The 12,799-nt window shown below is 47.5% G+C and carries 11 protein-coding genes; 4 read left to right on the forward strand and 7 right to left on the reverse strand.

Translation table 11 applies throughout. The features are described 5' to 3' along the window. Window positions 1-260 precede the first annotated feature (260 nt). From ACXAGR_RS20965 to ACXAGR_RS20980, 4 genes are all read left to right on the forward strand, one after another. Window positions 261-2,393, forward strand: a complete 2,133-nt coding sequence (locus ACXAGR_RS20965) for a TonB-dependent siderophore receptor (protein ID WP_474845032.1) — start codon at window positions 261-263, stop codon at window positions 2,391-2,393. 28 nt (window positions 2,394-2,421) lie between these two features. Beyond that, entirely contained in the window at window positions 2,422-3,021 is a 600-nt protein-coding gene (locus ACXAGR_RS20970; RefSeq protein WP_474852338.1) for a succinylglutamate desuccinylase/aspartoacylase family protein, read from the forward strand. A gap of 233 nt (window positions 3,022-3,254) precedes the next feature. Then, complete coding sequence (gene dkgB / locus ACXAGR_RS20975; protein ID WP_474852340.1) at window positions 3,255-4,067, forward strand: 2,5-didehydrogluconate reductase DkgB; 813 nt, start codon at window positions 3,255-3,257, stop codon at window positions 4,065-4,067. Between the two features lie 21 nt (window positions 4,068-4,088). Then, a complete protein-coding gene (locus ACXAGR_RS20980; protein ID WP_303573757.1) occupies window positions 4,089-4,382 on the forward strand; it encodes a putative quinol monooxygenase in 294 nt (97 codons plus the stop codon). Between the two features lie 67 nt (window positions 4,383-4,449). Here ACXAGR_RS20980 and tyrS read toward each other — a convergent pair whose 3' ends face one another. From tyrS to rpoD, 7 genes are all read right to left on the reverse strand, one after another. Next, a complete protein-coding gene (gene tyrS, locus ACXAGR_RS20985) occupies window positions 4,450-5,739 on the reverse strand; it encodes a tyrosine--tRNA ligase (protein ID WP_474845024.1) in 1,290 nt (429 codons plus the stop codon). Between the two features lie 80 nt (window positions 5,740-5,819). Beyond that, a complete protein-coding gene (locus tag ACXAGR_RS20990; RefSeq protein WP_474852342.1) occupies window positions 5,820-6,599 on the reverse strand; it encodes a response regulator transcription factor in 780 nt (259 codons plus the stop codon). 68 nt (window positions 6,600-6,667) lie between these two features. Continuing rightward, a complete protein-coding gene (gene dgcA, locus ACXAGR_RS20995; protein ID WP_474852344.1) occupies window positions 6,668-7,672 on the reverse strand; it encodes an N-acetyl-D-Glu racemase DgcA in 1,005 nt (334 codons plus the stop codon). Next, window positions 7,672-8,667: an N-acetyltransferase DgcN gene (gene dgcN / locus ACXAGR_RS21000; protein WP_474852346.1), complete on the reverse strand. Its 996-nt coding sequence runs from the start codon at window positions 8,665-8,667 to the stop codon at window positions 7,672-7,674. Before dgcN ends, dgcA begins: the two co-directional genes overlap by 1 nt. Window positions 8,668-8,781: 114 nt before the next feature. Next, window positions 8,782-9,669 carry a LysR family transcriptional regulator gene (locus ACXAGR_RS21005; protein WP_474852348.1) on the reverse strand — a complete coding sequence of 296 codons (888 nt, stop codon included), beginning with the start codon at window positions 9,667-9,669 and terminating at the stop codon, window positions 8,782-8,784. Between the two features lie 150 nt (window positions 9,670-9,819). Next, window positions 9,820-10,545 (reverse strand): SHOCT domain-containing protein, encoded by a 726-nt coding sequence (locus ACXAGR_RS21010; RefSeq protein ID WP_474845014.1) that lies wholly within the window; start codon window positions 10,543-10,545, stop codon window positions 9,820-9,822. A 171-nt stretch (window positions 10,546-10,716) separates the two neighbouring features. Then, entirely contained in the window at window positions 10,717-12,558 is a 1,842-nt protein-coding gene (rpoD, locus tag ACXAGR_RS21015; RefSeq protein WP_474845012.1) for an RNA polymerase sigma factor RpoD, read from the reverse strand. Window positions 12,559-12,799: the final 241 nt, after the last annotated feature.

The raw sequence follows: 12,799 nt of genomic DNA on the forward strand, positions 1-12,799 counted from the left end.
AAGAGTGCCAGAAAGCAAAAAAAGAAAACGCGGGAGATCACGGCAAACCTTATTGAATTTATATTTAGCAGATGGAATTTTAACCGCTAAGTATACATATCTCGCGTAAAAAAGTGGCGCTTTTTACGTTAGTTGACATCCAAAAGGCGTTTAGCAGACCGCTCTGATTATTAGTAGAGTAAACTTTGATGATATGTGATAATGTATCAAATGATATTGGTTTATTAATTATTATTATCTTTTAGAATGGAACTTGCACAGTGAAACCCTCAGTAACCCGGGTGACCAGGCTCACCTCTCTCGCCATACTTATCGGTACCAGTTTTCAATCTTTTTCACAAAATATTGAAGCAGAAGACGACAGTGTAGAACACGTCGAAGTGACCTCTCTGCGCCAGGCTTATCGCGGCAATGTGCCACTAAAGTCCTTACCGCAAGCGGTGACAGTCTTGTCAGATGAAACCCTGGATTCCTTTGGGGTTACCGATTTGCAAACAGCCTTGTCCCTTTCAGGAAGTGTTGCCAGCCAGAATAACTTTGGTGGTCTCTGGGACAGCTTTGCAGTGCGGGGATTTGCAGGTGATGAGAATTCACCTTCGGGTTATCTGGTCAACGGCTTTAACGTTGGCCGCGGATTCAGTGGCCGTCGTGATGCCTCAAATATTGAAGCGATAGAAATTCTCAAAGGTCCGGGATCAGCGCTGTATGGTCGTGGTGAACCCGGCGGCACCATCAATATTATTACCAAAAAGCCTGAGTTTGATCAGGAAGGCTATATTGAAGCAACGGCAGGCAGTTACGATTTATATCGTCTGGAAGGTGATTACACCAACGCAGTCACGTCGGATCTGGCTTTCCGGGTTAATGGAGCTTATGAAGACGCGGGTAGTTTCCGTGACACTGTTGAAAGCAATAAGCTCATTTTCACCCCTTCAGTGCTTTACCGGCTCAATGACACCACAAACCTGGTTTACGAACTGGAGATAATCGACCAGCAAGCGCCATTCGACAGAGGCATTGTGGTTGTGGGTGACAACTTTACCGGCGTACCCCGTGAAACCTTCTATGGCGAACCAGCCGACGGCGACATGAATATTGAAGCTGTAGGACATCAATTGTCACTACAAACATCTTTGAACGAAAACTGGGACGTAAATGCCGGTCTAAGTTACCGTGATTCTTCATTCGAAGGTTACTCAACAGAGGTTGAGTTGTCTTCCGGTCGCCAGCTGCTGAGCGAAGATAATCCTGTTGTCTCACGTCAGCGTCGTTACAGAGACTACGATACTAAGGACCTTTCTGCGCGGGCAGAACTGAGTGGCCGGGTACAAACCGGTGAAATGACTCATCACATTTTGATCGGGGTGGATGCATATGATTACACCTTTGAACAGGAAATGCAGCGCTGGAGAACGGCGTGGGGAGCAGGCGATACTACTTATTCAGTGAGTAAAATAAATCCGGAATATGGCCAGGTTCAGCCTGAGGTTGCGCCCCTAACGGACCGTGAAGAAAATCAAAGTGCGCAAGGTCTCTACATTCAGGATCAGGTAGATTTGTCGGAGCAGTTTAAGCTGTTAGTTGGTTTCCGCTTCGATGACTTTTCTCAGGATATTGAGAATTTCATGAACGGATCGGTGACCAGTCAGGATCGCACGGCAACCAGCCCGCGGGTGGGTTTTGTGTTTGAGGCGAATAGTAATTTCACCTTTTACACCAGTTATTCTGAAGGGTTCCGTCCGAATAGCGGAGCCGACGTAGATGGTAATTCTTTTGAGCCTGAAGAAAGTGAGTCTTACGAGCTGGGGGTTAAATTCTCTACTGAAGGCGACAGGATCACCGGTACACTGGCGTTATTTAATGCCGAAAAGTCGAATATACTGGCTTCTGACCCGGTGAATTCCGGGTTCACAGCCGCGCTGGGTGAAGCGGAAAGTAAAGGGCTTGAACTGGATGTAAAAGCGTATATTTCTGAGCAAACCTCTCTGAGCTTGTCTTATGCTTATACGGACGCAGCGACTTCTAATACAGTAACGAATTCCGACTGGGGTGTTGAGATCCCGGCAGGGACCAGGTTGCTGAACATTCCTGAGAACCGGTTTGTGCTTACCGCGCAACGGGAGTTTACCGTTTCCGGTAAAGACGCAGCGGTGCTGGGGTCATTCCAATACGTTGGTGAGCGTCCCGGAGAGCTGATTAACCAGTCATATGTATTGCCGTCCTATACTCTGGTGAGTATTGCCGGGCATGTAGACATTAACGAATCCTTGCAGGTGAAGGTGTTTGTCGACAACTTGTTGGATGAAGTGTATTTCGATAATTCATATTCTGCTTTATGGACTCAGCCAGGCACACCGCGAACGGTTAATGTAAGTGCCCGCTATCAATTCTGACCATTACTATTCGTTTTAAAAGGGGCAAATGCCCCTTTTTCTGTTATTCAACTACTTCATTGATATGCATTCAGGTAGTGCCAATCAACAATTACTGGATCATGTCTATTCGCCATTTGTGGGTGACAAAGCACTTGATGATCTGACTTATGAATTTGCTAAAGCCACCGGTATGCAACACATCGTGATGTATGGCGACAGACCCCGCGACCCTGACAATTCTATCTCGTTCCCCAACACTGGCATGACTAGAGGCGTACCGAGTCTTACTACAGAAATCGGGCACCTGGGGCAGTACACGGAAGAATCAGTGGAGTATGCTGTTCAGGTATCACGGAATGCGCTGTATTTCTTAGAGATGTTACCGGGGGAGCCGGGTCCGCATGCAGAGCCTGTATTTTATGAAACACTGACTTCGGCGAAAAGTCATCATACCGGCTTCTTTCTGCCAGGCGTGAAAATTGGTGCAAAGGTTGAAAAAGGCGCGTCGCTGGGCAAAGTCACGGACTACTTTGGAAATGTGGTAGAAACCATTTCCTCGCCTGTAGCGGGCACAGTGATGATGATTAATGAGATGCCGGCTATCAAAGAGGGGCAATCAGCCGTGACGATTGGTATTCTGCAATAAGAGGCAAAAATCTTTCCTGACAAAAATGTCAGTAACAGTAGCAGGTATGATATCTCTATCATTTCAGACAAAGGTATTTTGTCACTATTACTGTTTTTGTTATTTAAACTATCCCTCAAACTGCGCTTCATTTTTCTGCGACTGAACCTGCTTAATCTGAATTCAGTCGTAAATCGTAAAGATTGAGTATTTTCATCCCAATACTCATTTCATAGCACATGAAGGAGCAATTTATGGAATCCCATTCATCCATGCCTCAGTTAGGCGCGGGTACTTTCCGGTTAAAAGACGACGTGGCATACAACTGTGTGAAAGATGCACTGGAGGTCGGTTATCGTCATATCGACACCGCGCAAATTTATGAAAATGAAGAAGCGGTAGGCCGTGCGTTGAAAGACAGCGGTATTAACAGAGACGAATTATTTGTCACTACCAAAGTGTGGAATAACAAGCTGAACAGCAAGGACTTTCTGCCCAGTGTGAAGAAAAGTCTGGAGAAATTACAGCTTAGTTATGTTGATCTGCTGCTGATCCACTGGCCTTCCCCTGAGAACGGCGAGTCCATGGAGGAGTATCTGGGTGAACTGACGAAAGCGAAAGCACAGGGCCTGACCAGACATATCGGGGTATCTAACTTTACGATTGCCCACCTGGAAGAAGCGCAGCAGATTTTAGGAAAAGGGGAAATTTTTACCAATCAGGTAGAGGTACACCCGCATTTAACTAACGACAAGCTGCGTGCATACTGTACGGTAAATGATATTCATATCACAGGATATATGCCGTTTGCTGTGGGCAAAGTGTTGAAAGACGAAACGGTGATACAAATTGCTGAGAAGTATGAAGTGTCACCCGCCGAAGTAGTGATTGCATGGGAACTGGGGCACGGTCTGGCGACCATCCCGTCATCGACTAAGCGGGAAAATCTGGCGACAAACCTTAAAGGGGCATCGCTGACTCTTGCTATCGAAGACATGGATGCCATCGACAAATTAAACCGCAACGAACGTGAAGCGACGCCGGACTTTTCACCTGAGTGGGATTAATCCCTGACAAAAAAGGAACTGATGATGACTGTATGTGTAATTGCCACCGCAAGGACATCGCTGAGTGATGCAGCGAAAGTGACCGCGTTGTTTGAAACGTTGCAGGAACACTCACGAAAGGAAGAAGGCTGTATTCAGTATGATCTTGGGTTACGTGAAGTTGACGAAGAAGTGGAAGTGCTGGTGATGGAGCAGTGGACATCTCAGGCGGCACTTGATGACCATATGACATTGCCTCATTTCACTGCGTTTCAGGAAGTGTCGGAAGGCCTTATTAAAGACGTCACTATGCACGTATATACGCTGCATTCATAAAACTTTGAAGGCCTGGCTTGCTAGACAGGCCTTTATATCCGGAGTTTCGTCAGTAGTGACGCTCTGTTTATTGTGCGGGGCTGGCGACACGCATCATTCTTTCTGTGCTGTCCTCGCTCTCTCTTTTGATTAAACAAAATTGCTTTTTACCTTTTTGTAAAATCCAGTATGTGTTGAAGAGTGGCTGACCAACAGAGCTGGTATCAGATGACGCTTTTTTCCCGTTCACACTAACGGCATTGCAGGCAATAAGTTCCCTGGCCTCACGCCGGGAAGACGCAAGTCCGGTCAGGGTGAGTAATAGTACAAGCTCTTGCTGCAGAGTTTTCACGAGTGGCAGGCCGTCCATTTCCAGCTGTCTGATTTCTGATAGTGACAGCTTATTTACCTCTCCGGAAAACAAAGCTGAAGTAATTCTTATAGCGCTTTCAAGAGACGCCTGGCCGTGCACTAATGCTGTCACTTCTTTCGCCAGAATTTGCTGTGCTTCAGGTTTATTGCCTCGCGTTTTGTCTGCGAGCTCAATGGCTGCAATATCCTCTGTGCTCAGAAATGTGTAATAGCGAAGCAGGTTATAAACGTCTTTGTCATCTACTGAGAGCCAAAACTGGAAGAAGCGGTAAGCAGAGGTTTTGTCCGGGTCAAGCCAAATCGTGCCAGATTCCGTTTTACCGAACTTCGTGCCGTCAGCTTTTGTGATCAGAGGCAGTGTCATTCCGGAAACTCTGCATTGATTGAGCCTGCGGGTCAGATCAATACCGTCTAAAATATTTCCCCACTGATCGTTTCCACCAATCTGCAGCTTGCACTGGTGGCGACGGTTTAGTTCTGCAAAGTCATGCGCTTGTAACAACGCATAGCTGAACTCTGTGAACGATATTCCTTGTTCAGCACGTTGTAAACGCTTTTTTACTGAGTCACGTTTCAGCATAGCGTTAACCGAAAAGTGCTTGCCAGTGTCCCGAAAGAAGTCAATGATATTGATTGATCTAAACCAGTCAGCATTGTTTTCAATCAGGATAGGCTCCCCCACCAGTTCTTTAATCTGAATACCAAGCCTTTCAACCCATTCACCGACTTGCTCTGCAGAATTTAAAGTACGCTCACTGTCTTTAAAGCTCGGGTCGCCTATCATTCCTGTGGCTCCGCCGATCAGCGCTATCACTTTATGACCAGCTTTCTGCAAACGTTTGAGCATAATAAGCGGTACCAGATGACCTATGTGTAAACTGCCTGCAGTAGGGTCAAAACCACAGTAAATCGTCTGCGGCGACTCGAATAGGTTTTGCAGTTCTGCAACATCGCTTGTCTGGGATATCAATCCTCTGTCATTTAGATCATTGAAGATATTCATCATTGATAACCTGCCTTTCAATTTAATAAGGCGAGCGTACTGGAATGGACTTATCTACAGAATATCCCTAAAGGGACAGAACGTTATTTAGCGTGCGTAATGAGGTGATTAAGAAACAGCTGGAAAAACTCACTCAGAGATTTGACGTTTAACTGCTTATAGATTCGTTTCCGGTGATTTTTTACTGTTCCCTCAGAAATACCGGTAGCAACAGCGATTTCCTTAGAATCACAACCTTTTGCAATCAACATGGAGATTTCCTGTTCCCTGGGAGTGAGTATTGACTGTCCGAAAGTTGCCAGCGCGGATGAGATTAACTGACGCATATTGTCCGTTTGTTGAGTCGGGTTATAGACGCTTTCTGAAAAAATGAACTCTGTTTGTCCCCAGTGCTTCTGACAAATAGCCTCGATAACGGTGAAGTGTCGTGTAAGTAACTCTGTGTTCTGACGGGTAAAACGGGTAGCCTTCCTGATTGAGCCAAAACAAAACAGAACTGACTTACTGTCAGAAACATTAATCATCATGCCAAGCTCATCCTTCCAGCCAGTCTGATGATAAAAATGTCTGCAATAAGAGTTGTAGTCCGTGCGATCTATATTCAAATCGCTAAGCATAAAAACGCCACTTTTTTTCCGCTTGCTGAAGTACCTGAAAAACGGGTCTTCATTGAAAGAGGATTTGAGATAAAGTTCGAACAGAAGGTCGCGGTTATCTTTAAGGGAGTCGTGAAGATAAACCGGGTGTTTGTCGTTCCGGCAGCCCAGAATCACAACACAGTCGAATTCCAGCATTGCGTCAAGCAACGTTGTTAACGTTGCAGCGAAGTTGACTGAATGAATGGCAGAGATTGTCTCTGCCATTAGTGAGTTAAATGATAAATCCCGCATGCCGGAAGTGTATGACTACAGGAGATTTTTCGCAACGTTTGCTAGGCTTCCTGACTATTCACTCCGCCCCACAAAAACGTATCGGGTTGCCACATTTTGCCGTTGTCGAAACAGAAGCCGTTTTCTCTGTCCTGTGCAATGAGGATAGGGCCGTCGAGATCGACAAAGTCAGCGCCGTCACACAGCAAATAAGCCGGCGCCATTGCCAGCGACGTGCCTACCATACAACCTACCATGACAGAGAAATCCATTGCTCTTGCGGCTTTGTACAGAGCGGCAGCTTCGGTGAGACCGCCGGTTTTATCTAACTTGATGTTGATGCTCTGATAGCGTTTGCGCAATACGTCCAGCCCGGCTGACGTATGGCAGGACTCGTCGGCGCAAAGTGGAATTGGGCATTCATAATACTCAAGCACGTCATCGTTCTCTGCCGGTATGGGTTGCTCAATGAGTACAACATTGCAGGCTTTCAGCGGCTCAGCCACGGCTTTCAAGTCTTCGATGGTCCAGCCTTCGTTAGCATCTACAATCAGCCGGCTTTCCGGCGTGACTTCGTGAATAGCGCGGATCTTGTCAACAACGGCATCGGGGTCCAGCTTCACTTTGATTATTGGCGCGCCTTTGAGTTTACGCGCAGACGCCTGCATATTTTCGACAGTATCCACACTGATAGTTTGTGCGGTAAAGCAATGTGGCGTAACGGGTAAATCAAGTAGTTCAGTCACCGGTTTGCCGGTTACTTTTGCGGTTAAGTCCCACAGGGCACAATCCAGCGCATTGCGGGCAGAGCCGGCTGGCAGCAATTCCGGTAGTGCTGCATGATCTTCAAGGCTGACAATGCTGGCCCTGACCTGTTCTAACTGGGCCGCAACCGATTCGATGGACTCGCCATACCTGCCATAGGGCACGGATTCGCCAAATCCGGTATGCTCGCCGTCACTCACTGACACGTGTATCACATCGGCTGCTGTTTTGGCTCCCCGGGAAATACGAAACACCTGCGCCAGTGGAAAACGTTCGTGTTGAATTGTAATTGTTAATGCCATCAGAGGTTCCCGATAATATCACTGACACCAAAACGTACCGGGTCGGTACACGGTAAGCCGAGTTTTGAAGCCGTTTCTTCACAGTACTCTTTTGCTTCAGCTTCACTGACACTGGATGTGTTTACCGCAACGCCAACAACTTTCACGTCCGGATTCGTTAATCTGGCAGCATTTACAGTCATTTCAATGACAGCTTCCAATGTCGGTTGTGGATAGTGAGGTAACCCCCGCATGTGTGAACGGTTCAGCGCATGGCAGATCACCAGTGCATCAGGTTGGGAGCCGTGCAACAACCCTAAACTGACACCGGCAAAGGCCGGATGGGACAGGGAGCCTTGTCCCTCGATAATATCCCAGTGGTCTTCGTCGTTGTCAGGGCTGAGTGTTTCTACAGCACCGGATATGAAGTCTGCTACCACACAGTCGATAGCGACGCCTTCTCCGGCAACCAGAATGCCGCTTTGCCCGGTAGCACGGAAAGTCGCTTTCTGACCGGCTTCTTCCAGCGCTCTGGTCAGACACAGTGAAGTGTACATTTTGCCCACAGAGCAGTCGGTACCAACTGTCAGCAGACGCTTACCTGTACGTTTGATACCTTTTCCTGTCTTGAAGCGGGCTGTGGGATGACGGATATCAATGAGCTGGCGGTCACAACGCTGCGCGGCTTCCACCACGGCTGGGATGCTGGTGAGTTTATCGTGCAGGCCGCTGACAACATGCATGCCGGCTTCAATGGCTTCTACGATTGTAGGAACCCACGCTTCATCAATAAAACCGCCGCTGTTTGCAAAGCCCAGCACAAAAGTGTTGGCGCCGGCATCAACCGCCTCATCTATAGTCATTGACGGGCAGCCGGTGGTGACCTCGCAACCCGGCAAACGGTATTCACCGATGCAGGCATCCGGGTTCCAGTCAGCCACGCTTTTTGCCATTTTTATGCTGAGCGGATCGGTGGCGTTGCCAATGAAGAGCAAATAAGGAGGAGTAAGTACCATAGTGCATCCTGAAAATTCTGAGAAGAAATCACTGTAAGGTCAGTGTGTTATTTCAGGCAGTGTAAAAGGCCGGAGAGCCGGTGATAAGTAGTAACTTTTGGCAAGGGTATAACGTCAGGTTATCCGCCCGATAGTGTCGGACAGTGTACCGAGGAAACTTTCACACAGTTTGGATACCGGACGGCTGTCCAGAGAAAGCGCTTTTACGGTGAACGTTAATGAAGGGGCGAACCGGGCAATACCGGTTTTTTCTGTCTGATTACCCTCAGCGGTCAGTCTGTCAACAATACAGCATCCCAGATCTGCATCAACCAGCCGCGCGGCGATGTAATAGGTATCCACCTGGATTTGCGTTTTAATATCCAGGCCGGACTGTTCTATGTGACGCCAGGCCATTTCTCCTAACGGTCCGCTTTCCCAGATCCCGATAATGTCCAGGTTTTGTAAATCACTGATGGTCAGTGTTTCCGGCGCTTCGTTGAAAGCTTGTCTGGGATACATCACTACCATTTCCTGTTCACATAGCTGACGTTCTGCCACACCGGGCAATTCGGGAGATGAAAACAGTACGGCGACATCACATTTGTGCGCCAGCAGGGTTTGCAGCGCTTCCTGGTTGTGTACGGTTTTAATATTCAGGGCAACATCCGGATGTTGCCGGCGGAACATTGCCATGGTTTGGGGAAGCACGTCGAAACCCAGCGCAGGAGTAACAGCAATATTGATGATGCCACTGCGTCCCCGTTGAATATTATTGGCAAGCTGCTTAACCGTATTCAGTTGCTTATAAATTTTGCTGATTTCCGGAAACATCATTTCTGCTTCCGCTGTGGGCGTTAACTTGCCTTTGTTGCGGTGAAAAAGGTCGAAGCCAAGCTGTTGCTCTGCATGGGCCAGTACTTTAGACACCGATGGCTGAGACACATACAGTAAGTTAGCAGCGCCGGTAATGGAGCCGGTGGTATAAATGGCATGAAATACTTCAATATGGCGCAAACGCATATCACTTTCCCTGGTTCAGCAAAGGCCTGACAAACCATTTAATGAAATTCGCAGCGGGATGACAAGGTCACGAAGACAAAAAACTCAGGAGGGGAGGCCGCGCAACAGCAAGGAAGTGCTATTGTGCGGCAGGTTAGTATAAGGGATGACTCAAAGCTGGTCTAAAAGTGCCTTACGTTTCTCTTCGTAATCCGCGTCACTGATAAGCCCTTCATCGAAAAGCTCTTTAAGTGTAGCGAGTTTGGCACGAACTTCGGTTGAAATCGTGTCAGCTGCCTCACCGACGATAGAACTGCGTTTACCCGTTAAGGTTTCATCGATGGTTGCGACAAAAATTTTGCTGTATCTGCCGTTCGCTTCAAACTGACAATCTGTTTCACCATCATAGGCCCATGGCACGTTAGACCACTCTTTGATCTGAGGGCTGTCAGACGCACATTTACGAATTTGACCCAGCTTTATCAGGTTCCGGCCTTCAAGCTGATACTTTTCAATCACACTCCATGACCAGTGTGAATTTTCCGGATGGTGACGGACATCTTTAGGAGATTCGAGGAAAAACTCCTCATGATGCCCGTATGTCATATACAGGTAGCTGCCGTCATACAGCGCGAGAAATTTAGAACGGGTCCAGTTACAGTTGGTACAGGTATACCAGCCGTAAATAATATTATTTTCGTCCATGCGCTCGAATTGGAGGTAAATACCGTCACTGACGTACTGCCGGTAAATTTTTTCCTGCGGCTCCACAGGCTTTATACTGACGAGCTTCTTAAATACCTCTGTTTCCAGCATAGGCGAGGGCGGATTCCACGTGGCGCAACCACCCAGAGATAAACCTGCAAGGACCAGACAGGCCGATAAAAATTTGTTCACGGACACTTCCTTATTCAGTAATGCAATTGATTAAATATGGAACAAGTATACAAAACTGACAAGGAAGCGGGCGGGAACTTGCTAACGTTCTTTCATACCCGGGTATAGTAAGCCGGAAACAAAACAGCCACCCGAAGGTGGCTGTTTTTAACGATAACTTATCTGCAAGTCTTACTCGTCCAGGAAGCTGCGCAGCTGCTCTGAACGGCTTGGGTGGCGAAGTTTACGTAACGCTTTCGCTTCAATCTGACGGATACGCTCACGGGTAACATCGAACTGCTTACCTACTTCTTCCAGCGTGTGGTCAGTGTTCATGTCGATACCGAAACGCATACGCAGCACTTTTGCTTCACGGGCTGTCAGACCAGCCAGTACTTCCTGGGTCGCGTCTTTCAGGCTGCCGCCGGTCGCTGAATCGAGGGGCTGAATAATGGTGCTGTCCTCGATAAAGTCACCCAGATGCGAATCTTCATCATCACCGATGGGGGTTTCCATGGAGATGGGCTCTTTCGCAATCTTAAGCACTTTACGGATTTTGTCTTCCGGCATTGCCATACGTTCTGACAATTCTTCCGGCGTTGGCTCACGACCCATTTCCTGCAGCATCTGACGGGAGATACGGTTCAGTTTATTAATGGTTTCAATCATGTGAACCGGAATACGGATAGTCCGTGCCTGGTCAGCGATTGAACGGGTGATCGCCTGACGAATCCACCATGTTGCATAGGTTGAGAACTTATAACCACGACGGTATTCGAACTTATCAACCGCTTTCATCAGACCGATGTTACCTTCCTGAATCAAATCCAGGAATTGAAGGCCCCGGTTGGTGTACTTCTTCGCGATTGAAATAACCAGACGTAAGTTCGCCTCAACCATTTCTTTCTTCGCACGGCGGGCTTTCGCTTCACCGATAGACATGCGACGGTTGATGTCTTTAATGTCAGCGATAACCAGACCAGTTTCCTGTTCTACGCTGTTCATCTTGGAGACAGAACGTTCGATATCTTCTTTGTAGTTTTGCAGCATGCCGGTGTAAGGCGCACCTGAAGATAACGTGGCTTCTAACCAGTCTGTAGTGGTTTCGTTGCCAGCAAATGCCTTTATGAAATCTTTCTTAGGCATCTTTGCGTTTACAACGCAGTACTTCATGACCAGGCGTTCCTGGATACGTACTTTGTCCATCATGTCGCGCATGTTTTTAACCATGCGGTCGAACTGCTTAGGTACTAAGCGGAACTCTTTGAATACTTCGCTGAGTACGCCAATTTCTTCGCGGGACTTCTTGTCTGAACGGCCATGCTTTTCAATAACAGCACGGGTTTTCAGGTATTGTTCACGAAGCTTGCCGAACTTTTCACGGGCAACTTCCGGATCAACGCCGCTATCGTCCTCGTCGCTGTCATCATCATCGTCGTCATCATCGTCATCGTCTTCGTCATCTAACTCTTCAGCTGACAATTCAGAACCGATGTGGGTAGCGGTAGGTGCAAGGTCCTGTTCTTCGTTAGGATCGACGAAACCGGAAATAATATCGCCAAGACGAATTTCTTCCGCTTCAAATAAATCCCACTGTTCCAGCAGGTAAGTGATGGCTTCAGGGTATTCAGCAACAGAACACTGTACCTGGTTGATGCCGTCTTCGATACGCTTGGCGATTTCGATTTCGCCTTCACGGGTCAACAGTTCAACGGTACCCATTTCACGCATGTACATGCGGACAGGGTCGGTTGTACGGCCAATTTCACTTTCTACGGTTGCCAGCGCCTGAGCTGCAGCTTCAGCGGCATCTTCATCGGCGGTGGTTTCTTGCATGAGTAATTCATCGGAATCCGGTGCGGACTCTGAAACCTGAATACCCATATCGTTGATCATACTAATGATGTCTTCGATCTGATCTGAATCGACGATATCTTGTGGCAGGTGGTCGTTTACTTCTGCAAAAGTTAAGTAACCTTGTTCTTTACCTTTTGCAATCAGGAGTTTAATCTGAGACTGCTTGCTTTGAGCCATATAACCTACACTTCTCACATTGAATTAATAAGCAAAAAAGCACGTTCAAGAGCCGGAAAAATCCCGTCTTGTCCATGCTTGCTATCGTTTGTTACCGCACCTGTCAGAACATCGGCTATTGTAATTTCGGCCTGAATTATGCATCTTATACGTCTCAAGATTGCATCAAGGTAAGCCCGATGTTTTCTATAAAATCTGCTTGCAGCGAATTAGCCAGTATAACAGAAAGACCCCATTTTTG

This window comes from Alteromonas sp. ABH4_457 (assembly GCF_056160625.1).